Source organism: Nocardia coubleae NBRC 108252 (assembly GCF_001612805.1).
Taxonomy (GTDB): Bacteria; Actinomycetota; Actinomycetes; order Mycobacteriales; family Mycobacteriaceae; genus Nocardia; species Nocardia coubleae.
Window position 1 is genome coordinate 613,384 of record NZ_BDBD01000011.1, and the last position, 23,057, is coordinate 636,440.

Below are 23,057 nucleotides of genomic sequence, written 5' to 3' on the forward strand. Positions count from 1 at the left end.
GATGGAGTCGGCGCGTAGCCTCCGAAACGTCAGCCTGGTGAAACCTCGACCAGGGCACCGGATTCCATAGCCACCCAGAGATGGCCGGTGGAGTCCACGGTGAGTCCGTGGGGTTCGGCGCCAGGAAGGGTCAGGTGGTCGATCTTGCCGTCGGTGTCGATCCGGCCGAGGTTTCCGCTGGCCCATTCGGTGAACCAGAGCGCACCGTCGGGCCCCGTGACGATTGCGTGCGGGCGTGAATCACGGTCTGGCAGAGCGTACTCGGTGACCGTACCCGCGCTGTCGATTCGCCCGATCGCGCCGACACCGATCTCGGTGAACCACACCGCACCGTCCGGGCCTGCGGCGATACCGACCGGGGCCGCCGAAGGGGTGGGCAGAGAGTGCAGTGTCACCGTAAGGTCGGTGTCGATGCGGCCGATCGCATTGCCCTGGTTCACCGTGAACCAGACCGCACCGTCGGAGCCCGCGGTGATCATCGACGGCATTCCGTCGACCGCGACCCCCTCGATCTCGCCGTCGCCCGCGATCCGGCCGACCCGACCGGCCTGCAATTCGGTGAACCACATCCCGCCGGGCCCAGCGCAGACACCGTAGGGCCCGTCCATCGTCAGACTGCTCACCGCGCCGTCGAGGGTGATCCGGCCCAGCCGGCCACCGTGGAACTCGGTGAACCACAAGGCGTTATCGTCTCCCGCCACGATCACCGTTGGTTGTCCGCCGACGGGGTCGAGAGCGAAGGTCTCGACCTGCCCCTCGGCATACCGCCCGATGGCGCTCTGGGTCACCAAGGTGAACCACAACGCACCGTCGGGTCCGATGGTCACCCCGTACGGTGCTCCGGCTACCTCGATCTCGCGCACTATCTCGCCGATACTCAACGATTCGATCCCCTCCTGGTCATGGGAACATCCCGCCCCACCCGCCACCGTACCGACCGTCGCCACGCCGGGCAGCCCACCGGGTGCCCGAATTCCGGGCCGTGAACGAATCCGGGCCCCGCCGAACAGCATCGGCGGGGCCCGGATCAGCGGGGATCAGTCCTGGTACGCGTCGAGCGGCGGGCAGGAGCAGACGAGATTGCGGTCGCCGAACGCGCCATCGATGCGGCGAACGGCAGGCCAGATCTTCGGCCGGGCGTGTCCCACACCGCGCGGGTAGACGGCGGTTTCCCGGCTGTAGGGGTGGTCCCACTCGCCGACGAGGCAGGCCGCGGTGTGCGGTGCGCCGCGCAGCGGGTTGTCGGTGACGGGCCAGACGCCGGCGGCGACCTGGTCGATCTCGCCGCGGATGGCGATCATGGCGTCGATGAAGGCGTCGAGTTCCTCGAGGTTCTCGCTCTCGGTCGGCTCGACCATCAGCGTGCCCGCCACCGGGAAACTCATGGTCGGTGCGTGGAAACCGTAGTCCGCCAGGCGCTTTGCCACATCGTCGACGGTGACACCGGTCTGCTTGGTGATCTCGCGCAGATCCAGGATGCACTCGTGGGCGACCATCCCGTTCTCGCCGGTGTAGAGCACCGGGAAGTAAGCGTCGAGGCGGCGGGCGATGTAGTTGGCCGACGCGATGGCCGTCAACGTGGCCGAGCGCAGGCCATCGGCACCCATCATCCGGATGTAGGCCCAGGTGATCGGGAGGATCGAGGCCGAACCGTAGTTGGCGGCCGACACCGCGTGCGAACCGTTCTCGAGCGGATCACCCGGCAGGTACTGCGCCAGGTGCGAGCGCACCGCGACAGGGCCCACGCCCGGACCGCCACCACCGTGCGGGATGCAGAAGGTCTTGTGCAGGTTCAGGTGGCTCACGTCGCCGCCGAACCGGCCCGGACGGGCAAGTCCGACAAGGGCATTCAGGTTCGCACCGTCCACGTACACCTGACCGCCCGCGTCGTGCACCAGCGCGCACAGCTCGGCGACCTCGTGCTCGTACACGCCGTGGGTGGACGGGTAGGTGATCATGATGCAGGCCAGCCGCTCGGCGTGGTCGGCGATCTTGGCGCGCAGGTCGTCGAGGTCGATGTCGCCGTTCTCGCGGCACTTCACCACCTCGACCCGCATGCCGACCATGGCCGCCGAGGCGGCGTTGGTGCCGTGCGCGCTCGACGGGATCAGGCAGGTGTCGCGGTGGTCGTCGCCACGGTCCAAGTGGTAGCGGCGGATCGCGAGCAGTCCCGCGTACTCACCCTGGCTACCGGCGTTGGGCTGCAGGCTCACCGCGTCGTAGCCGGTGATCTCGCACAGCCACTGCTCGAGGTCGGCGACCAGCTTGCGAATGCCGGGCGAGTCCTCAGTGGGGGCGAAGGGGTGCAGCCGGGCGAAACCGGGCCAGGTGATGGCCTCCATCTCGGCGGTCGCGTTGAGCTTCATGGTGCACGAACCGAGCGGAATCATGCTGCGGTCCAGGGCGATGTCCTTGTCCGAGAGCGAACGCAGGTAGCGCAGCATGGCGGTCTCGGTGTGGTGGCGGGTGAACGCCGGGTGCGTCAGGTATTCGGAGGTGCGGGTCTCGATGCCGACCGGTTCCGCGCCCGCGCCGGACTCGGGAGTCAGTGCGGTGCCGAAGGATTCGACGACGGCGGCGACATGGGCTTCGGTGGTGGCCTCGTCGCAGGCGATGGAGACGTGGTCGGCGTCGACCAGTCGCAGGTTGATCCCCTTCGACTTCGCCTTTGCCACAACGGCTTCCGCACCACCGGGCACGTGCGCGAGCACCGTGTCGAAGAAGGCGCCGTGCACCACCGCACCGCCGAGACCGGTCGCGACGGCGGCGGCGTGCTCGTGCACCCGGCGCGCGATGGCCCGCAGTCCGTTGGCACCGTGGTAGCTCGCGTACATGGCGGCGACGATGGCCAGCAGCACCTGGGCGGTACAGATGTTGGAGGTGGCCTTCTCGCGGCGGATGTGCTGCTCACGGGTCTGCAGCGCCAGGCGGTAGGCCGGTGCGCCGTCGGCGTCGACCGACACACCGACCAGGCGGCCCGGCAGCTGACGGGCGAACGCGGTACGCACGGCCAGGTACCCGGCGTGCGGGCCACCGAAGCCCATGGGCACACCGAAACGCTGGGTGGTCCCGAAGCACACGTCGGCGCCCTGTTCGCCGGGCGGGGTGATCAGGGTCATCGCCAGCAGGTCGGCACCGGCGGCGACCAGCGCGCCACGCTCGTGGGCGGCGGCGAACACCTCGGTCCAGTCGACGATGCGGCCCGACGCGCCGGGGGTCTGCACGATCACGCCGAAGAAGTCGCCCTCGGGCAGCACCCCGGTGGACAGGTCGGCCTCGACGAGTTCGATGCCGAGCGGCTCGGCGCGGGTGCCGATGATGGTCTTGGTCTGCGGGAACAGATCGGCGTCGAGCAGCAGCCGGTTCGACTTGGACTTGCCCGCGCGGCGCAGCAACGTCATCGCCTCGGCGGCGGCGGTCGCCTCGTCGAGCATCGAGGCGTTGGCCACGTCCATGCCGGTCAGGTCCGACACCATGGTCTGGAAGTTGAGCAGCGCCTCGAGCCTGCCCTGACTGATCTCGGGCTGGTACGGGGTGTAGGCGGTGTACCAGGCGGGATTCTCGAGGAGGTTGCGCACCAGCACGGGCGGGGTGAGCGTGTCGTAGTAGCCGAGCCCGATCATCGAGGTGGCGACGGTGTTGGCCTGGGCCAGGCCGGCCAGCTCGGCGAGTACCTCGTGTTCGCTCGCGGGCGCGGGCAGCGCGGCGAGCCCGGACTCGTCGAGGATGGTGGCGGGCAACGCCGTGGTCGCGAGCGCGTCGACGGACTCGACGCCGATGGTCGCGAGGATCCGGGCGAGTTCGTCGGAATCGGGTCCGATGTGGCGGTCGGCGAACGAACGGGTCACGGCAGCTCCAGGTCGGGCGGGTCGACCTCGTGGCCGACGGGTACCAGCCCTCCCCCTCTGTCTGTGCGCCTGAGAGATTCGGTAGCCGGTCGGAACCGTGCCCCTTTCCCCGTGGGCGGGCAGCCGGATGCCACCGCTTTCCAGAGGCGTCGAATCACCGCGCGGTCCCTGTTGCCTGAGAGATTGACGGGGAGGTGCTGCTCCTTCGGCGCCCGGACTCTTGCGATCCCAGGACTCTCCCGCACGACGGCGACGCACCTCCGAGTCTAGAGGCAGCAAACCCCCGGTCGCGCCACCAGGGGCCCGCCGGGGGTGTAGTGCTCGTCACTCCCCCACCGGGACGGGGAGACGTTTCGATCCCCCTGCGCGCAACCGGTGAATCCGGCGGCCCGCTGCGCGATCGTGTCGGCATGACTTCCTCCACCGCGTCCGCGATTACAGATTCCGAGCTCGATGCCGTCTTCGCCCCGATCTTCGACCGGATCGCCGCCGGTGCGGTGGCCAGGGAGGTCGACCGGCGATTGCCGTTCGACGAGGTCTCCTGGCTGAAGGAGGCACGGTTCGGTGCGCTGCGGGTACCGGTCGAGTTCGGCGGCTACGGTGCGAGCGTGCGTCAGCTGTTCCGGCTGCTCATCGACCTGGCGGCCGCCGAGTCGAACCTGCCGCAGGCGCTGCGGGTGCACTGGTCGTTCGTGGAGGATCAGCGGCTGGCCGAGCCCGGCCCGCAGCGGGAGCGGTGGTTGCGGGTGGTGGCCGCAGGGACGCTGGTCGGTAACGCGATCACCGAACCCGGGGTGGGCGCCGTCGACCGGTATCACACCCGGCTGGCCGAGGACGGCGACCGGCTGCTCCTGAACGGGGTGAAGTACTACAGCACCGGTTCGCTGTTCGCCGATCACATCCTGGTCGCCGCCGATCGTGACGGTGAGCGCCTCGGTGTGCTGGTCGACGCGAACGCCGAGGGGGTGGTGCAGCACGACGACTGGGACGGTTTCGGGCAGCGGCTCACCGCCAGCGGCACCACCGAGTTCACCGATGTCGTGGTGGCGCCCGATCGCGTCCTCGGGCCCGGCTACGGTGTCGCGGGCCCCACCTACGGCACCGCCTACCTGCAGTTGGTGCAGCTCGCGGTGCTCGCCGGGATCGCCGCTCGCGCCGAGCGCGACGCCAGGGAATGGGTGAGCGCGCGCACCCGCACCTACACGCACGCCTCGGCGGATCTGCCGCGCGAGGACCCCCTCGTCCAGCAGGTGATCGGGAAGTTGTCGGCGGCGGCATTCACCGCGCGCGCGACCGTCCTGGCCGTCGCGGACATCCTCGACCGGGTCCTCGCCGCCGGGGCGAAGGATCACGGTGACCTCGCCGCCGCCGAATTGGCCGCGGCGCAAGCGCAACTCGCGGTGATCGACATCGTCCTGGCCGCCACGACCCAGCTGTTCGAGCTCGGTGGCGCGTCCATCGTGTCCGAACAGCTGCGCCTGGACCGGCACTGGCGCAATGCGCGCACCGTCTCCGTGCACAATCCGGCGATCTTCAAAGCCCGCGCGGTAGGTGACCACCTGCTCAACGGCACCGAGTTGCCGTTCGGTTGGAGCGCGGGCGAGCGCCGCACGGAGGTGACGCGATGAGCAGGCCGATCGGCTTCAACGCGTTCGACATGAACTGCGTGGCCCACCAGTCACCGGGACTGTGGCGTCATCCGCTCGACCAGTCCCACCGCTACACCGATATCGGGTACTGGACCGAGCTGGCGAAACTCCTGGAACGCGGGCGGTTCGACGGCATCTTCATCGCCGATGTCCTCGGCACCTACGACGTGTACGGCGGCGACGACACCGCCGCGCTGCGCCAGGGTGCGCAGACCCCGGTCGCCGACCCGCTGCTGCTGGTGTCGGCGATGGCGGCGGTGACCGAGCATCTGGGCTTCGGCATCACCACCGGCACCGGGTTCGAGCATCCGTTCCCGTTCGCGCGCCGCATGTCGACCCTCGACCACCTCACGCGCGGGCGCCTCGGCTGGAATGTGGTGACGGGCTATCTGCCTTCGGCGGCAAGGAATTTCGGTGACGCCGATCAGCTCGATCACGACGAACGCTACGACCGGGCCGACGAGTACCTCGAGGTGCTCTACAAGCTCTGGGAGGGCTCGTGGGAGGACGACGCGGTGATCCGCGATGCCGATCGCGGCATCTACACCGACCCGGCGAAGGTGCACCACATCGGTCATTACGGCAAGCACTACACCGTGCCCGGAATTCACGTGTCGGAGCCGTCACCGCAGCGCACGCCGGTGATCTATCAGGCGGGCGCCTCGCCGCGCGGGGTACAGTTCGCGGCCGAGAACGCTGAGGCGATCTTCATCGCAGGTCCCTCCAAACGCGTGCTGGCCCAGACCGTTTCGCGAGTTCGCGACGCGTTGGAGGCGGCGGGACGTGGACGGTACGAGGCCAGGATCTACGCGCTGGCCACCATCATCACCGACGAGACGGACGAGGCGGCACGGGCCAAACACGAGGAATACCTGTCCTACGCGAGCGTCGAGGGCGGGCTGGTGTTCATGTCGGGCTGGATGGGAATCGACCTGTCGCGATACGACCTCGACGACCCGATCGGTGAGGTGCACAGCAACGCCATCCAGTCCGCGGTGGCGGCGTTTCAGGAATTCGACGACGACGGCCGCGAATGGACGGTGCGCGACATCGGGCGCTGGGCCGGTATCGGCGGCATGGGGCCGGTGTTCACCGGTTCCGGCGAAACTGTCGCCGACCTGCTGCAGGAGTGGGTCGCCGACACCGATCTCGACGGGTTCAACCTCGCCTACGCCATCACCCCGGGCACGTTCGAGGACATCGTGAACCATGTCGTTCCGGTGTTGACCGAACGCGGTGTGTACCGCACCGAATACGAGCCGGGGACCTTGCGCAACGCCCTCTTCGGGGCTGGTGATCGGCTACCCGCCCACCATCGTGGTGCCGGGTATCGCGTCGGTGGTCCGCGGTCAACCGTGCTGCCGCACGCGGTGTCACGGCCGGGGTCGGTGAACGAACCGGCGGGCGCGTAGGAATGAATTCGCGCTGATCGCAACACTCTTCATCGGGTGCAGGTCAGCGCAGTATTCCGGTATGACATCGCAGACTCCCGCTTCCCGCTCCACTCGTTCGGCCGCGGTAATCGGCGCCGGCCAAACCGGCGTCACTGCGGCGCTAGGACTACTCGACGCCGGTTTCACCGTCACCCTCTACAGCGACCGAGATCAACGCGCACTGCGCGACGAGGTGCCCGCCACCGGCACCGCCCTCGAATTCGGCGAAACCCAGCAGGCCGAAGCCGCGCTCGGGCTCGACAGCTACACCGGCCGCGCACCCCGCCACACCGGACTCAGTGTCCGCATCGCCGGACCGGAGAACGCCGAACTGATCGCGTTCGACGGCACCTTCGACGGGTATGTCGGGGTCGCGGTCGACACCCGCCTCAAGGCCGACGAACGACTCACCGCCTTCCGGGCCCGCGGCGGCGAGTTCGTCGTCGACAACGTCACCCCGCAGTCACTGGACGCGATCGCCGCCGCCAACGACCTCACCTTGGTCGCCACCGGTCGGGGCGGATTGTCCGACCTCTTCCCGATCGACACCACCCGCACCGTCTACGACAAGCCGCAGCGCTCGCTGCTCACCGTCACCGTGACCGGCCTCGGCTACGACTCCGGTGTGTTCGCGCACCGCGGCCCGGCCGGTGGTGCGCACAGCTTGTTCTCCATCCTGGCCGAGCAGGGCGAAGCGTGGTGGGGCCCGTACCTGCACAAGGATGTGGGTCCGAGCTGGGCGTTCCTCGGTTGGGCGCGTCCCGGTAGCGACTGGGAGACCCGATTCGCCGCGGCCGATTCCGCCGAGTCGGCGTTGCGGATCGTGAAGGACCTCTACCGCGACTACATCGATTGGGATCTGCCGGAGGTGCAGGCCACCCAGGTGATCACCGAAGACCCGCACTCCTGGCTCAAAGGCGCGGTGCGCCCGGTCGTGCGACAGGGTGTGGGACGCACCGAGGGTGGCCACCCGGTCGCCGCCCTCGGCGATACCGCGGTCGCCTACGACCCGGTCGCCGGGCAGGGTGCCCAGAGTGGGCTGATCCAGGCACAGCGCCTGGTCGCGGCCGCCGCGGTGCACGACGGGCCCTTCGACGAGCAGTGGATCGGCGAGCAGTACGCCGCGTTCCTGGCCGCCCGCAGCGATGCCGCCGCCAAGGTGACCCGGCTGTTCCTCAGCGATCCCGAGTTCGCCGACATCGGCGGTGAGTTCTTCGCCACAGCAGCCGTCGACCCGCGCTTCGCCTCGGCGCTGGTCGGGCTGCTGCACCGGCCGCAGCCGTTCCTCGCCATCGACACCCCCGAGGACGCCGCCGCCTACATCACCCAGGTCACCGGTGTGGACGCGGGCGAGTTGCTGGCGAAGTTCGCACCGGCGGGCCGCTTCGCGCGGTCGACGTTCGCACCGGTCGCCGTCGGATAGCGACAGCCAACCCCCTCCCGCACCAACGTCTGGAGCAGCTATGACAACCGAGCGGATCACCGATCAGATCCAGTTCGCCTACTGGGTGCCGAATGTGAGCGGTGGCCTCGTCACCAGCGATATCGAACAGCGCACCAGCTGGGATTACGAGTACAACAAGAAGCTCGCGCAGACCGCGGAACGCAACGGCTTCGACTACGCCCTCTCGCAGGTGCGCTACACCGCCTCCTACGGTGCCGAATTCCAGCACGAATCCACGTCGTTCAGCCTGGCGCTGTTGCTGGCCACCGAACGGCTGAAGGTGATCGCCGCCATTCATCCCGGGCTGTGGCATCCGGCGGTGCTCGCGAAATTCGGCGCGACCGCCGATCACCTCTCGAACGGCCGGTTCGCGATCAATGTGGTGTCGGGCTGGTTCGCGGGCGAATTCCAGGCGCTCGGCGAGCCGTGGCTCGAGCACGACGAACGGTATCGGCGCAGCGGCGAATTCCTCGAGGTGATCCGCAAGATCTGGACCGAGGACGAGGTGAACTACGGTGGCGACTTCTACCGCATCCGCGATTTCACCTTGAAGCCGAAACCGCTGAACACCCCGGAGCGGCCCAATCCCGAACTGTTCCAGGGCGGCAATTCGACGGCGGCCCGGCGCAACGGCGGCCGCTACGCCGACTGGTATTTCTCCAACGGCAAGGACTTCGGCGGCGTCACCGAACAGCTCGACGATCTGCGAGCCGTCGCCCGGGAGAACGACCGCGAGGTGAAATTCGGGCTCAACGGGTTCATCATCGCCCGCGACACCGAGAAGGAAGCGCGCGATACGTTGCGCGAGATCGTCGAGAAGGCGAACAAGCCCGCGGTCGAGGGTTTCCGCGACGCGGTGCAGCAGGCGGGTGCGTCGACCGGCGACCGCAAGGGTATGTGGGCGGATTCGTCGTTCGAGGATCTCGTGCAGTACAACGACGGATTCCGCACGCAGCTGATCGGCACACCCGAGCAGGTGGCCGAGCGGATCGTCGCCTATCGCGATCTCGGTGTGGACCTGATTCTCGGCGGATTCCTGCATTTCCAGGAGGACATCGAGTACTTCGGGGCGAAGGTGCTGCCGTTGGTTCGTGAACTCGAGGCGGCCCGGGTTCCCGCGACGGTGGTCGGCTGATGACCGCGGCCACCGCCCAGCTCATCACCTCCGCCGACCAGGCCGTGTCCGTCGCGGCCGAGCTCGCCCGCGAGTTCGCGCCCGGTGCCGCAGCCCGTGATCGCGACCGCGAACTGCCGTACGCGCAGCTGGATCGGCTGGCGTCCTCGGGTCTGCTCGCGATCACGGTTCCCGCCGAATTCGGTGGGGCCGATCTGGCGCCGAGCGTGGTCACGGAAGTGGTGCGGCTGCTGGCGGTGGCCGATCCGAACATCGCGCAGATCCCGCACAGTCATTTCGTCTATCTGAATCTGCTACGCCTGGCCGGTACCGACGAACAACGACGCGAATACTTTCGAGCGGTGCTCGGCGGTGCGCGCATCGCCAATGCCCAATCCGAGCGCGGTGGCCGGACCATCACCGATATCTCGACGACGCTGCGTCCGGTGGACGACGAATTCCGGATCGACGGCACGAAATACTATTGCACCGGCTCGTTGTTCGCTGATCTGCTCGCCGTGCTGACCCGACTGGACGACCCGGACGCGCGCAGCGGCCTGCCCGCGGGCGAATACATCGCCTACCTACCTGCCCGAACACCGGGCGTCCGGATCGTGGACGACTGGAACGGCCTCGGTCAGCGCACCACCGGCAGCGGCACCGTCGAATTGGACGATGTACGGGTGCGCGCCGAGCAGCTCGTTCCCCGGGCGAAAGCCCTCGCCGGACCCACCGCCTACGGCGCGTACGCCCAGCTCCTGCACGCCGCGATAGACACGGGTATCGCACGCGGAGCACTCACCGCCGCAACAGAATTCGCGCGTGAACATGCCCGGCCATGGTTCGAGGCCGGTGTCGACCGTGCCATCGACGACCCGCTGCTGACCCAGCGATTCGGCGAGTTGGTGGTGACGGTGGCAACGGCCGAAGCGACCCTGACCGCTGCGGCGAACGCCGTCGATTCGGCGATCCGCGCCCCGCTCTCGGGCACCGACGAACAGACCGCGGCCGGTCAAGCGTCCCTCGCCGTCGCGACGGCCAAGATCGTCGCCGACCGCGCGGCCGTGGACGTGTCGAGCGCACTGTTCGAGGTGAGCGGAACCCGCAGTGCCGCAGGGGATCTCAACCTGCACCGTTTCTGGCGCAACGCGAGGACGCACACACTGCACGACCCGGTCCGCTGGAAATACCATCATCTCGGCCGTGCCCTACTCCACGGCACTCCGCCGCCCGCCCACGGCACCTTCTGACTGCTCGGCCGACGGCTGACCGACACCCCGCACACGTGATCGCGCGTACACGGAGTTCACCGCGTACGCGCGAGACACCGCGCTAACCCGTCTTGCGGTTTTCCCTGGCTTTGCGCCGGTAGGACAGTTCGTCCTCCGGGCGGTCGGTGATGGCGGTGGCTCGTTCGGCGGGGAAGTCCGCGATGGCGCCGGTCAGTTCCCGCATGGCGCCGCTGACCGCGATTCCGAAGACGCCCTGCCCGCCCTGCAGTAAATCGACGACTTCCTCGGGTGAGGTGCATTCGTACACCGAGGTGCCGTCGGAGAACAGGGTGATGCCGGCCAGATCGCCCACGCCACGACTGCGCAGGTGATCGACGGCGATCCGGATGTTCTGTAAAGAGATGCCCGCGTCCAGCAGGCGCTTCACGATCTTGAGGACAAGGATGTCCTTGAACGAGTACAGCCGCTGGCTCCCCGATCCCGCCGCGCCTCGGATCGACGGGACGACCAACCCGGTCCGCGCCCAGTAGTCGAGCTGACGGTAGGTGATTCCCGCGACCTGACACGCGCTCGGCACCCGGTAACCGACCAGATCATCCGGAACCGAGTCGTCCGGGAACAAGCCAGGCTGCACTACATCCTGCGTTTGCTCTTCCACTGACCGCTCCTTGCTCTGCCGACGTTCTCGAGTACCGGAGTCACGACGGATGTTGCCCGACTTTCGAGGTTACTCCTGTCATTGTCGGACCCATACGGTCATCGGACCAAGCACCGTGAGCGGCGATTCCCTCGACCTCTACTTCAGGGTCAGGAAATAGTCCGGCCCTAGCTGTCGGTCGCCTTGAAATCGTCGGGAGACACCGAGTCGAGGAACTCCTTGAACTTCTCGACCTCGTCCTCGCGCTCGTCGGGCATCACCAGCCCGGCCTCGGCCAGCACCGGCTCCTCGGCGAAGATCGGGCATCCCACGCGCAACGCGATGGCTACCGAGTCCGATGGTCTGGCCGAGACCCGCAGGTCGCCGTCGAAGACCAGATCGGCGTAGAAGGTGCCCTCCTGCAGATCGACGATCCGCACTTCCTTGAGGGTGTGTCCGAGTTCGGTGATGAGAATCTTGATCAGATCGTGGGTGAGCGGACGGATGGGGGTGACCCCTTCCTGCTCGAGCACGATCGCGGTGGCCTCGGCCTGCCCGATCCAGATCGGCAGATACCGCTCGCCCGCCGCCTCCCGCAGCAGCAGCACGGGCTGGTTCTGTGGCTGCTCGACACGGATGCCGATAACGCGCATCTCACTCATGCTGTTACACCTCGCATGCTCGGGCGGCCTCCGTGGTTACGCTCCGCTGCCGCCTCCGGCCGCTGACCTCTCATGCGTAGTCCTGCCTCCCATACTCGCCGCCGACGGCACGACCGCTGCCCCGCCCGGTATCACGAGTCTAGGCGAATCCGGCCACCCGGCGCTCGCGCGCGTCAGCTACCCAACGCGTTGCGCACTGCGGCTTTCACCAGTGCCGCATGCAGGTTCAGTGACAACGCCGCCAATTCGCGAACTGTTTCCTCGGCGCGGGCCCGCGCGTCGGCGTCACGGCTCTTCGCGATCGGTGCGGCGATCTGGGCGACCAGCGCCGCCTCCCGGTCGGCGGCCAGCTTGAACGCGCGCAGATGCCGTGCCTCCAAACCGAATTCGGCCATCGCCTTGGCCGCGCGCGCCAGTGTCACCGCATCGGCTTCGAAGAATCCACCCGCCCCGGGGACGATGAGTCCGGCCCGGAGCAGGTCGTCGAGGAAACGCTCCTCGATACCCGCCTTGGCGAGCAGATCGGCGCGGGTGAGCCGCACCGCGACATCGAAACGTAATTCTTCGGGCGTGATCTCCCCCGGAACGACACCGAGGCGGCGCGGCGCGGCGGGCGCGTCGTCCTCGGTGTACTCCTTGACGCCACGCAGGGAGTGCGCGCGAGCTCGCGCCTCACGCACACCCATCGTTGCAGCACCGCTGTCGATCGCTTCCAACTGCTCCTTGATCACCTTCAACGGCAGGTACTGATCGCGCTGTGCGGTGAGCACGAAACGCAGCCGTTCGTAGTCGGCCACCGAGAACCGCCGGTATCCCGACGGTGTCCGTTCCGGCCGGATCAGGCCCTCCGATTCGAGGAACCTGATCTTGGAGATGGTGATGTCGGGAAAATCTGGTCGCAGCAGGTCGAGCACGGAGCCGATCGACATCCCTCCGCGCGCCCACTGCGCCGCCCCGGTCACAGCACTGCGCCCTTCGCGAGCACCAGCACCGGACGGGTCATCGCGAACCCGCGCCCGTCGACGACTCGGTGGCCTGCGCGCGCGGGCCCGTCAGGAAGACAAGCCGGAACTTGCCGATCTGGACTTCGTCGCCGTTCTGCAGCTCCGAGGAGTCCACCGGCTCCCGGTTGACGTAGGTGCCGTTGAGGCTGCCCACATCCACCACCTGGAACGAGTCGTCGTCCTGCCGGAACTCGGCGTGCCGACGGCTGACGGTGACGTCGTCGAGAAAGATGTCACTGTCGGGGTGGCGACCGGCCGACGTGGTCGGCTGGTCGAGCAGAAAGCGCGAACCCGCGTTCGGGCCTCGCTTGACCACCAGGAGGGCGGCACCGACCGGCAGGCCCTCGACGCCCTGCACCGGCTGTTCGCCGGCCGGCTCTCCGGAGCGCGACGAATCGACCTCGTTGAGGAAATCCGCGCGGAAGACCGATGTCGTCTCGGCCGCGGTCTCCCCGTAACCCGGGTCCCTGTTCTCGCTCACCGTTTCTCTCCTCCTCGAACCTGATTATCCATGCAAGCAGGTGCTGTCTTCGGCATTGACCGTACCCTGCCGGGGCGTGCCCGTGCAGGGAGAACTGTGAAGGCTGCGTCAGCCCCCGATAACTCCTTGATAACCCGCCGCATCCAGCAGTTCGGCGAGCGCCGCGTCCAGGCTCGCCGCGTCGTCGAAGGCGAGCTCGAACAACCAGCCCGCCTCGTAGGGGTCGCTGTTGAGCGTCTCCGGGGCCTGGACCAGATCCTCGTTCACCGCAACGACTTTGCCGCTGAGCGGGGCGTAGATGTCGGACACGCTCTTGGTCGATTCGACCTCGGCGATGCTCTCGCCCGCCGTGACGTCGGCGTCGGCGTCGGGCAGTTGGACGAACACCACGTCACCGAGCTGTGACTGGGCGTAGTCGGTGATACCGACACGGACCGCTGTGGGGCTGGTCCGCCGCACCCATTCGTGCTCCTCGGTGTAGTGCAGATCCTCAGGGGTCCGGGTCACAGGACGTCCTTTCGTCGTGAACGTTGCACGCAACAGTAACGGCTAGCTCCCTCGGTGCGGCACAGGCGGTATCGATCGTGCGACCGCGACCGCCAGACCCGCGTAGAGCACCCCGGTCCACACGTACAGTGCGGTGCCCCAGATCAACAGTGCCCAACCGAAGGCCCAGCCGAAACCCGCGCCCACCCAGTCCATTTCCCCGGTGAGCAGCCAGGGCAGACCCGACATCAGCGCGAAGGTCGCCGCTTTGCCCAGGTAGATCACTTCCGGCGCGGGCAGCTCACGCCGTTTGTACACCGACAGGGTCACGGTGAGAACAAGGTCGCGAGCGATCAAGATCACTGCCAGCCACCACGGAATCAGGTCGCGCAGGACGAAGGCGGCCAGTGTCGTCAACAGATACAGGCGGTCGACGAACGGGTCGAGCAGGGCGCCAAGGCGCGAGGACTGATCGAGCAGTCTGGCCAGTTTGCCGTCGAGGAAATCGGTGAAGCCGCTGGCGATCAGCAGGGCGAAAGCCCAGCCGTCGGCGTGTTCGACCAGCATCAACCACAGGAAGACGGGGATGCCGATGAGGCGAAGCACGCTCAGGGCGTTGGGCACGGTCAGGATGCGGTCGCTGAACACGCCACCGCCGTCGGTGTCGCTCGTGCCAGGCGTTCCCGATTCGGTTGCCACGCCCCTGCATACCGCACCGACCCCCCGACGCGCCATCCGGCCACGCCGGAACCCACCCCCATTTCGCGGCAGCTGAGCGGTCGTGGCCCTGTCCGGCCGCCGAACCGCTAACCTCGACAGTCGTGTCCGACAGTGGTATCGATCTGCGCTCCTCCATCTCTCCCGAGCAGGCCCGCGCCCGTGGCCGTGCCGCCGCCGCGAAGGTGCCGGTGACCGAGCGCGATCGTCCGGCCGAGAGCCCCGACCGACCAGGGGTGCTCGAGTTCGTCGAGGCCAGCAACCAGGGCAGGCTGGAACACCTGATCCCCTTGCGCATCGGCAGGATGGCGGCCTCGCCGTTCAGCTTCTTCCGCGGTGCGGCGGGCCTGATGGCCGCCGATCTCGCGGCCGGTCCGGACAGCGGCCTGCCCGCCCAGATCTGTGGCGACGCGCACGCCGCCAACTTCGGCCTCTACGGCACCCAGCGGGGCGAGATCGTGATGGATATCAACGATTTCGACGAGACGATTCTCGGGCCGTGGGAATGGGATCTCGAACGCCTCGCCGCGAGCCTCGTCCTGGCCGGACGCGAGAGCGGTGCCGACGCCGACGACTGCCTGCGCGCGGCCCGCGACGCCGCGGCCTCCTATCGCCGGACCGTCGCCGGTCTCGCCGAGCTGCCGTTCCTGCAGTCCTGGACCGATCTGCACGACGAGTCGATTCTCACCAAGGCCAAGGCCCAGGACCTGCACGACGACTTCAAGAAGGCCGCCAAGAAGGCGCGCAAGAACACCAGTGCGAAAGTGGTCGCGAAACTCACCGAGCACATCGACGATCACGAGACCGGCATCCGCAAGCACTGCTTCATCAGCGATCCGCCGGTCCTCACCCCGGTCGACGAGCAGGTCCGCGAGGCGGTGATCGACGGTCTGGAACGCTACGCCGGCACCATCCGGGAATCGCGGCGCACGCTACTGTCGCGGTTCGTGGTCTCCGATGTCGCGTTCCGGATCGTCGGCACCGGCAGCGTGGGCCTGCACAGTTACGTGGTGCTGCTGCACGGCAACGACGGCGAGTCGCTGGTGCTGCAGGCCAAACAGGCGAGGCCGTCCGCGCTTGCGCCGTTCCTTCCGGCGACCACGCACCGGCACGAGGGTGAGCGCATCGTCGCCGGGGCGCGCAGCGTGCAGTCCGACACCGACATCCTGCTCGGCTGGACGACCATCGAGTTCGACACGCCATTGCCGTTCATCGTGCGTCAGTTCCGCAACTTCAAGGGCGCCATCGACCCGGCCGGGTTGTCGGCCGACGACCTGGACGACTACGGCAGGCTGGCGGGTGCCCTGCTGGCGCGGGCGCACGCGCGCTCGCTCGATCCGCGCACGCTGGCCGGATACCTGGACGGTGACGGTGCCGACGACGACCGCTTCGAGGAGGCCGTGGCGCGCTTCGCGGTGCGCTACGCCGACCGCACCGAAGCCGATCACGCGCAGCTCGTCGCCGCCGTCGAGGCGGGCAAGCTCGCCGCCGAGCCCAGCTGAGCCGCGCGGCGCCGACCAGCCACCGGCCGCATCCTGACCGGCATCGGCACGCCGGCGAGCTACGATGTACGCCAACGGTTCTCGGCTTGCGGCGCCACCGACCAAGAAGGGCGGACCTCCATGCTCGTGCGCGTGCAGAATGCGGCAGGCACCGATGCCGAGCGGGCACTGATCAATTGGCTGCGCACCTGGAAGGACCCGTCGAGTCCGCACGGTGTCGCCACCATCAACTGCAGCCTGTTCCACAACGATCGGCTGCACCAGTTCGACGCGGTGGTGTGGACACCGACCAGCTGCGTGGTGATCGAGGCCGAAACGTTCACCGCCACCCAGCACGGTGTCCTCGAGATCCCGCTCAACGGCCCGTGGATGGTCTCCGGTGAACTCGCGCAGTTCGCCGGTGGTGAGAAGTCGACGCCGCTGGAACGCTCCAGGGAGCACACCTTCGCGCTGCAGGACTACCTCGCCGCGCGTGGGCTCGGGCAGCGTGCGGTGCACGGTCTCGGCCTGATCGTGCCGCAGCCCGGCGCCGATATCGACATCCATCAGGGTTGGCACGACCCGAGTTTCGATGTGGTCGTCACCGACGATCCCTACCGGCTCGAGCAGTACTTCGAGGTGCTCGCCGAGAAGGAACACAACCGGTGGACGGCCAACGACATCGCCATCGCGTTCCGTGGCCTCGGCATCCTGCCCTACCTGCCCGCCCCGCAGGATCTGCTCAACGAGGGATTCCTGGGGCCGATCGATGTGACGCTGTGGCACGGCGGGCCCACCCAGGCCCAGGCCGAGGCGTACGCGGAGGAGCAGGCACGGCTCGAGCAGGAGGCGCAGTCGCGGCGAGGTCTCGTCGCACCCTGGTACAGCCCGTGGAAGCTGTATCCCCGGGTCGGTGGTGATCTGGATTTCGGGCGCGCGTTCCTGCGGATCACCCTCGCCGTCGGCATGATCATCGCGATCGTGTGGGTGCTGTGGTTCGTGGTCACCGCCGTGCTCACCTACGGGCCTGCCTGAACCGAACGCTATCGTCGGGGCCGTGATCCACCCCGGCCAGGCACTTCGCACTACCGTCCTCGCGGCCTGCGCGAGCGTCACCGCCCTGATCCCGCTGACGTTTCCGGCCGACGACGGGGCGACCGATATCGACCGGGCGATCGCCGAACCGGTGCGGCGTTCGGTCTCCCCCGAGTGGGGCTCGATTCTGGTGTCGCCGAGCAACGGCGCGACCGTGCTGATCGGGTTGCTGGGGTTTTGCTGCTGGTTCCTGGTGCGGCGCCAGTGGTGGCGCGCGGGGACGATGCTCGTCGTCCCGGAGGTCGCGGTGGCGATCAATACGTGGTTGTTGAAACCTTTGTGGGACAGGCAGTTACACGACTATCTCGCGTACCCGAGCGGCCACACCGTCCACTTGGTCGCAGTCACAACGACATTCGCGTGTCTGGTGACGAGTGCCCGGGCGCGGCTGGTGGTGGTCGCGCTCACCGCGCTGATGCTCGTCCCGGTCACCCTGGGGATGATCGAGCGGGGCTACCACCACGCCACCGATGTCTTCGGTGGCGCGGCGGCAGCGGTCACCCTCGCCGTCGCGGGGGTGTGGGCTTTCAGCTGCGGTCGAAAACGCTGGCGTCGTGCAACATCTCGGCCCGCAGCATCGACTCCGGCACACCCATCGCCTCCACCAGCGTGAGAGCGTCGGGACGCAGCCGGTCGACGAGCTCGTTCACCCCGCGGCGAACCGCCTTGGCCCGCTCCACCGACATGAACCGGTGCATGATGTACCACGACAGGTTTTCCTCCAGCGAGGAATACACGTAGAGGTCGCAGACGGTTTCGGCCAGTGCCCTGGCATCGGGATCCTCGATGGTGGCGATCCCGTCGACGAATTCCTCGAGCACCAGCCGGTCGATGTGGGCGGTGCCTGCGGCGAGGATGTGGTCCTGGGCGTTGTTGAACGCCTCGAAGGGACCGGTGTCCTCGGCGCGGGCGCGCAAGCGGTGCGCGGCGGTGCGCAGCAGGTAGTCCTCACGGTCGGCGAACAACTGCAGCTGCACGTCGCGCTTGGACAGGTCGCCCTCGTCGACCGATTCGTCGTTGCGGTCGCGCAGCGTCTGAATCAGTTGGCGCACACCGGTATTGCGGCGGACCACGTCGCCGGCCATCGTCGCGGCGAAGCGCACCCAGCCGAGTGCGTCCAGGTCACGGACCTCGTCGGCGTAGGCGGTGAGCAGCTCCTTGGCGACCAGCTGGGTGAGGACCACATTGTCGCCCTCGAAGGTGGTGAACACGTCGGTGTCGGCCTTGAGCGTCACGAGACGATTCTCGGTGAGATACCCGGCGCCGCCGCAGGCTTCGCGGCATTCCTGGATGGCGCGCGTGGCGTGCCGGGTCTGGGCGACCTTCAGACCCGCGGCGCGCTTCTCCAGCGAACGCTGCGCACCGGGCTCGATCTCGGCGCCACGCTGGACGAGGTCCATCCGGCGCACCAGGTCGTTCTGCGCGAAGGCCAGCGCGAACGACTTCGCGACCAGCGGCAGCAGCCTGCGCTGGTGGCTGCGGTAGTCCAGCAGCAGGGTTTCCGCCCCGGTGTCGGGGTCGGCGAACTGACGCCGGGCCAGGGCGTAGCGCACCGCGATGCTCAGCGCCACGCGCGCACCCGCTGCGGCGGCGCCACCGACGCTCACCCGTCCGCGCACCAGCGTGCCGAGCGTCGTGAAGAAGCGCCTGCTGGGGTTCTCGATCTCGGAGCTGTAGGTGCCGTCCGGCGCGACATCGGCGTAGCGGTTGAGCAGGTTCTCGCGCGGGATGCGCACGTTGTCGAACACGATGCGACCGTTGTCGACACCGGGCAGACCACCCTTGCGGCCGTCGTCGGAGGTGGTGACACCGGGCAGGTCGGCGCCGTTCTCGTCGCGGATGGGCACCAGGAAGCAGTGCACGCCCTGGTTCTTGCCCTCGGTGACGAGCTGGGCGAACACCGCCGCCATCCGGGCGTGCTCGGCGGCGCCACCGATGTAGTCCTTGCGCGCCGACGGCGTCGGGGTGTTGACCACGAATTCCTGAGTGGCCGGGTCATAGGTGGCCGTGGTCTCGAGAACCGCGACATCGCTGCCGTGCCCGGACTCGGTCATCGCGAAACAGCCGAGCAGGTCGAGCGAGATCAGCCGCTTGATGTAGTCGCGGTGCCGCTCGGTGCCGAGGTTTTCCACGGCGCCGCCGAACAGGCCCCACTGGACGCCGGATTTCACCCACAGCGAGAGGTCTGCGTAAGCCAGCATCTCGAGACCGGTGACCGCGCCGCCCGGATCGCCGGTGCCACCGTTCTCGGGGCGGAACCCGCGCTCGGGATAACCCATTCCCGCGATCACCCGCATCTGCTCGAGCACCCGTGCGCGGGCGTCCTTCAGATCGAGGTCGGGATCGCCGGTGAAGCGGTCGTCCGCCAGCTGGGTGCGTGCCTGTTCCCTGACCGCGCGCCACGGTCCGTCCAGCGCTGCGCGGAGGTGTTCTGCCGTCGTCGATGTGCCGGTAGCCATGCCTTCGACCATAGCCCGGTCGGCGACGTACCGGCGGCGGCGAAACTCCCTCGCACACCCCCTTGTGGACTGATTGAACACTCGTTTAGTATATTGAACATGTGTTTAACCAACAGCCCGTTTCGCAAGGATCCCCCACCGAACTGAGCACGGCCGCGCGCATCCGTGACGCCGCGATCGACCTGTTCGGAGAGCAGGGATTCGGCGTCGGCGTGCGTGCCATCGCCACTGCCGCCGGGGTGTCACCGGGCTTGGTCAATCACCACTTCGGGTCCAAGGACGGCCTGCGCGCGGCGTGCGACGAACGAGTGATCGAGATCATCCGCGACGAGAAGTTGCGGGCCATCCGCGCCACCGGCCCGACCGGGATGCTCGACGCGTTGGCCGAGATCGAGATCTACGCACCCCTGGTGGCCTACATGCTGCGCAGCTTCCAGGCCGGCGGACCGCTCGCCGAGTCGCTGCTCGAGCACATGATCGACGACGCCGTGCAGTACACCCAGGCCGCCGTCGACGAAGGCCGCATCAAACCGAGCCACGATCCCGTGGCCCGTGCCCGCTATCTGGTGCTCTGCCATGTCGGAGCCATGAACCTCTATCTGCAGATGCGTAGTCAGCGCGAGGGAAAACTCGACTACCGCAAGGCGATTCGCGAGCTGTCCACCGAACTCACCTTCCCGGCCATCGAGCTCTACACCCAGGGCATGCTGACCGACCCGTCTCTGCTCGACTCTCTCCTCGAGGAGTAGCAATGCCGTCCCCCATCCAGCAGGTCGTCGAAACCCGGGACCTGCGCAAAACTTTCGGTCGCTTCACCGCTCTCGACGGGCTCGACCTACAGGTCGGGCCCGGTGAGATCCACGGGTTCCTCGGACCCAACGGTGCGGGCAAGTCCACCACCATCCGCATTCTGCTCGGCGTGCTCCGGGCGACCGGCGGTTCGGCGCAGTTGTTCGGCCGCGATCCGTGGGCCGACGCGGTGTCGCTGCACGAGCGGATCGCTTATGTGCCAGGCGATGTCACGCTGTGGCCGTCGCTGTCGGGCGGGGAAACCATCGACCTGCTCGCCCGCATGCGCGGTGGCCTTCACCAGGCGCGCCGCGCCGAGCTGATCGAGCGCTTCGAACTCGACCCGACCAAGAAGGCACGCACCTATTCCAAGGGCAACCGGCAGAAGGTGGCGCTGGTGTCGGCCTTCTCCGCCGAGGCCGACCTGCTCATCCTCGACGAACCGACCTCGGGCCTGGATCCGTTGATGGAGCAGGTCTTTCAGGAATGTGTGCGGGACGCCGCCGCGCGCGGCGCGACGGTGCTGCTGTCGAGCCACATCCTCTCGGAGGTGGAGCACCTGTGCGACCGGGTGACCATCATCCGCGCGGGCCGAACCGTCGAATCCGGTTCGCTGCGCGAACTGCGTCACCTGAGCCGCACCGCGATCACGGCCGAATTGATCGGCGACCCAGGCGATCTGAGCATGCTACCCGGTGTCGACGACGTGGAACGTGACGGTTCGACCCTGCGCTGCCAGGTCGACGCCGACAATCTGGGCGCGCTCATCCGGGTACTCGGTGACGCGGGCGTCCGGAGCCTGACCAGCACTCCCCCGACACTGGAAGACCTGTTCCTGCGCCACTACCACGTCGATCAGCCCGAGAAGGTGCGCGCATGAGCACGCTCACCGCCACCGGTCGTTTCACCGGAACATCGCGTGCCGCAGACGAGTTCACCGGCACCGGGCAGATGCTGCGGCTCGCGCTGCGCCGTGACCGGGTGGTCGCCCCGCTGTGGGCATTGCTGATCGGGCTGATGCCGGCGATCCAAGTGGTGTCGATCAAAGATCTCTACTCCACCCAGGAACAGCTCGACAGTTTCGCCACGACGACAGCCGCCAGCCCGGCTCTGGTCGCCATGTACGGCCCGGTGTTCAGTTCGGCCCTCGGGTCTATCGGCACCTGGAAGGCCGGGGCCATGTACGCGCTCATCGCGATCGCGGCCGTGCTCACCGTGATCCGGCATACCCGAGTCGAGGAGGAGACCGGGCGCGCGGAACTGGTCGGCGCGACGAGCATCGGCCGGTTCGCCGGCCTCACCGGTGCGCTCCTGCTCACCTACGGCGCGTCGGTAATCGCCGGAATCGCCTGTGCGGCTTCGCTGCTCGCGACGGATCTGCCCCTCGCCGGGTCGGTCGCGTTCGGTGCGGCACTGGCCGGGTCCGGTGTCGTCTGGGGCGCGGTGGCCGCGGTCGCCGCGCAGCTGAGCACGGGTGCCAGGATCGCGCGTGGCATCGCTCTGGGATCCCTGGGTGCGGCGTTCGCGGTGCGTGCCGTCGGTGACGCGGGAAACGGTGTCCTGTCGTGGTTTTCGCCGGTGGGCTGGTGCCTGCAGATCCGGCCCTTCGCTCAGGAACGGTGGTGGGTGCTCGTGCCGCTGCTCGTCCTCGGTGCCGGTGCGACACTGCTGGCCTACCAACTGCTGCGCACCCGCGACCTCGGCGCGGGACTGCTGGCCGACCGGCCGGGCCCGGCTACGGCGGGCACCTCGCTGTCGGGACCGTTCGGGCTGGCCTGGCGGCTGCAGCGTGGGTCGCTGCTGGCCTGGACGACCGGGTTCGCCCTCTACGGTCTGCTCATCGGCGGTGCGGTGACGGGCATCGGCGACATGCTCGACGGCAGCGAATCGCTGCGTGATGTCATCATCACGCTCGGCGGTTCGGACGATCTGGAGAAGTCGTTCATCGCCTACGCCATCGCGATGCTCGCGGCCGCCGCGTCGGCCTACTCGGTGTCGGCCGTGCTGCGACTGCACGAGGAGGAGAACACCGGTCGCACCGAAAGCGTGCTGGCGGCCGCTGTCGGCCGGATCCGGTACGCGGGCAGCCATCTGCTGTTCGCCCTCGGCGGCCCGGCGGTGGGCCTGCTGAGCGCCGGACTGGCGATCGGTGTGGTCTGGGGTGCGACCGGTGGCGACCCGGGAAGCAAGATCGGCCAGGCGCTCGCCGCGGCGGCCGTGCAACTGCCCGCCGTGTGGGTGGTCACCGCCGTCGCGGTGCTGCTCGTCGGCGCCCTGCCCCGGTTCGCGCCGCTGAGCTGGGGTGTGTTGAGCGCGATGGTCGTCGGGTTCTTGCTCGGCGCACTGGGTAGCTTCCCGCAGTGGGTGCTCGATCTGGTGCCGTTCGTGCATCCGCCGAAGCTGCCGGGCGCGGAGTTCACCGCCACCCCGATCGTCTGGTTGCTCGCGGTCGCGGGAACCGGCATCGCGGTGGGGTTGTTCGCCTACCGTCGCCGCGATCTGCGCTGAAAGGGACTGGGCCGGTGC

20 protein-coding genes and 1 riboswitch are annotated in these 23,057 nt (G+C 68.2%); of the genes, 11 read left to right on the forward strand and 9 right to left on the reverse strand.

Annotation, left to right across the window (positions count from 1 at the left end; genetic code table 11):
* Positions 1–29: 29 nt before the first annotated feature.
* Positions 30–881, reverse strand: coding sequence for a Vgb family protein (locus NCO8_RS11880; protein WP_210739960.1), 852 nt, complete (start codon positions 879–881; stop codon positions 30–32).
* A gap of 156 nt (positions 882–1,037) precedes the next feature.
* Complete coding sequence (gene gcvP, locus NCO8_RS11885; protein WP_067638939.1) at positions 1,038–3,848, reverse strand: aminomethyl-transferring glycine dehydrogenase; 2,811 nt, start codon at positions 3,846–3,848, stop codon at positions 1,038–1,040.
* Positions 3,849–4,000: 152 nt separating this feature from the next.
* A riboswitch (glycine riboswitch) is annotated at positions 4,001–4,100 on the reverse strand.
* A gap of 158 nt (positions 4,101–4,258) precedes the next feature.
* Here gcvP and NCO8_RS11890 point away from each other — a divergent pair.
* The 5 genes from NCO8_RS11890 (at position 4,259) to NCO8_RS11910 (ending at position 10,738) form a co-directional block, all read left to right on the forward strand.
* Positions 4,259–5,476 (forward strand): acyl-CoA dehydrogenase family protein, encoded by a 1,218-nt coding sequence (locus NCO8_RS11890; RefSeq protein WP_067638941.1) that lies wholly within the window; start codon positions 4,259–4,261, stop codon positions 5,474–5,476.
* Positions 5,473–6,909, forward strand: a complete 1,437-nt coding sequence (locus tag NCO8_RS11895; RefSeq protein WP_067638942.1) for an LLM class flavin-dependent oxidoreductase — start codon at positions 5,473–5,475, stop codon at positions 6,907–6,909. The genes NCO8_RS11890 and NCO8_RS11895 overlap by 4 nt, the downstream gene beginning before the upstream one ends.
* A gap of 61 nt (positions 6,910–6,970) precedes the next feature.
* Positions 6,971–8,353 carry a styrene monooxygenase/indole monooxygenase family protein gene (locus NCO8_RS11900; RefSeq protein WP_067638943.1) on the forward strand — a complete coding sequence of 461 codons (1,383 nt, stop codon included), beginning with the start codon at positions 6,971–6,973 and terminating at the stop codon, positions 8,351–8,353.
* Positions 8,354–8,393: 40 nt separating this feature from the next.
* Positions 8,394–9,509, forward strand: a complete 1,116-nt coding sequence (gene sfnG, locus NCO8_RS11905) for a dimethylsulfone monooxygenase SfnG (RefSeq protein WP_067638944.1) — start codon at positions 8,394–8,396, stop codon at positions 9,507–9,509.
* Complete coding sequence (locus NCO8_RS11910; RefSeq protein WP_067638945.1) at positions 9,509–10,738, forward strand: SfnB family sulfur acquisition oxidoreductase; 1,230 nt, start codon at positions 9,509–9,511, stop codon at positions 10,736–10,738. Before sfnG ends, NCO8_RS11910 begins: the two co-directional genes overlap by 1 nt.
* A gap of 82 nt (positions 10,739–10,820) precedes the next feature.
* On the opposite strand, the gene NCO8_RS11915 is transcribed toward NCO8_RS11910, so the two are convergent.
* From NCO8_RS11915 to NCO8_RS11940, 6 genes are all read right to left on the reverse strand, one after another.
* Positions 10,821–11,378, reverse strand: coding sequence for a MerR family transcriptional regulator (locus tag NCO8_RS11915; RefSeq protein ID WP_133734085.1), 558 nt, complete (start codon positions 11,376–11,378; stop codon positions 10,821–10,823).
* 167 nt (positions 11,379–11,545) lie between these two features.
* Positions 11,546–12,019 carry a bifunctional nuclease family protein gene (locus NCO8_RS11920; protein WP_067488679.1) on the reverse strand — a complete coding sequence of 158 codons (474 nt, stop codon included), beginning with the start codon at positions 12,017–12,019 and terminating at the stop codon, positions 11,546–11,548.
* Between the two features lie 173 nt (positions 12,020–12,192).
* Complete coding sequence (ftsR, locus tag NCO8_RS11925) at positions 12,193–12,948, reverse strand: transcriptional regulator FtsR (RefSeq protein WP_084456962.1); 756 nt, start codon at positions 12,946–12,948, stop codon at positions 12,193–12,195.
* Between the two features lie 70 nt (positions 12,949–13,018).
* Positions 13,019–13,504: an oxoglutarate dehydrogenase inhibitor Odhl gene (gene odhI, locus NCO8_RS11930; protein WP_067488683.1), complete on the reverse strand. Its 486-nt coding sequence runs from the start codon at positions 13,502–13,504 to the stop codon at positions 13,019–13,021.
* A 108-nt stretch (positions 13,505–13,612) separates the two neighbouring features.
* Positions 13,613–14,011, reverse strand: coding sequence for a glycine cleavage system protein GcvH (gcvH, locus tag NCO8_RS11935; protein WP_067488684.1), 399 nt, complete (start codon positions 14,009–14,011; stop codon positions 13,613–13,615).
* A 42-nt stretch (positions 14,012–14,053) separates the two neighbouring features.
* A complete protein-coding gene (locus NCO8_RS11940) occupies positions 14,054–14,689 on the reverse strand; it encodes a CDP-alcohol phosphatidyltransferase family protein (RefSeq protein WP_067638947.1) in 636 nt (211 codons plus the stop codon).
* A 122-nt stretch (positions 14,690–14,811) separates the two neighbouring features.
* Here NCO8_RS11940 and NCO8_RS11945 point away from each other — a divergent pair, with 122 nt between their 5' ends.
* From NCO8_RS11945 to NCO8_RS11955, 3 genes are all read left to right on the forward strand, one after another.
* Positions 14,812–16,209: a DUF2252 domain-containing protein gene (locus tag NCO8_RS11945; protein ID WP_067638948.1), complete on the forward strand. Its 1,398-nt coding sequence runs from the start codon at positions 14,812–14,814 to the stop codon at positions 16,207–16,209.
* Positions 16,210–16,341: 132 nt separating this feature from the next.
* Complete coding sequence (locus tag NCO8_RS11950; RefSeq protein ID WP_243749953.1) at positions 16,342–17,223, forward strand: nuclease-related domain-containing protein; 882 nt, start codon at positions 16,342–16,344, stop codon at positions 17,221–17,223.
* A gap of 22 nt (positions 17,224–17,245) precedes the next feature.
* Positions 17,246–17,896: a phosphatase PAP2 family protein gene (locus tag NCO8_RS11955; protein ID WP_067638949.1), complete on the forward strand. Its 651-nt coding sequence runs from the start codon at positions 17,246–17,248 to the stop codon at positions 17,894–17,896.
* Here NCO8_RS11955 and NCO8_RS11960 read toward each other — a convergent pair.
* Positions 17,811–19,742, reverse strand: coding sequence for an acyl-CoA dehydrogenase family protein (locus NCO8_RS11960; protein ID WP_067640044.1), 1,932 nt, complete (start codon positions 19,740–19,742; stop codon positions 17,811–17,813). The two genes, NCO8_RS11955 and NCO8_RS11960, sit on opposite strands and share 86 nt — an antisense overlap.
* Positions 19,743–19,843: 101 nt before the next feature.
* On the opposite strand from NCO8_RS11960, the gene NCO8_RS11965 reads away from it, so the two are divergent.
* The 3 genes from NCO8_RS11965 to NCO8_RS11975 are packed head-to-tail and all read left to right on the forward strand — an operon-like array spanning position 19,844 to position 23,039.
* The gene (locus NCO8_RS11965) at positions 19,844–20,491 is read left to right on the forward strand and encodes a TetR/AcrR family transcriptional regulator (RefSeq protein ID WP_067638950.1); all 648 of its coding nucleotides are present in this window, start codon (positions 19,844–19,846) and stop codon (positions 20,489–20,491) included.
* Positions 20,492–20,505: 14 nt separating this feature from the next.
* Complete coding sequence (locus tag NCO8_RS11970; RefSeq protein ID WP_157104923.1) at positions 20,506–21,411, forward strand: ABC transporter ATP-binding protein; 906 nt, start codon at positions 20,506–20,508, stop codon at positions 21,409–21,411.
* Complete coding sequence (locus NCO8_RS11975; protein ID WP_067638954.1) at positions 21,408–23,039, forward strand: ABC transporter permease; 1,632 nt, start codon at positions 21,408–21,410, stop codon at positions 23,037–23,039. The genes NCO8_RS11970 and NCO8_RS11975 overlap by 4 nt, the downstream gene beginning before the upstream one ends.
* The last annotated feature ends 18 nt before the right edge of the window (positions 23,040–23,057 follow it).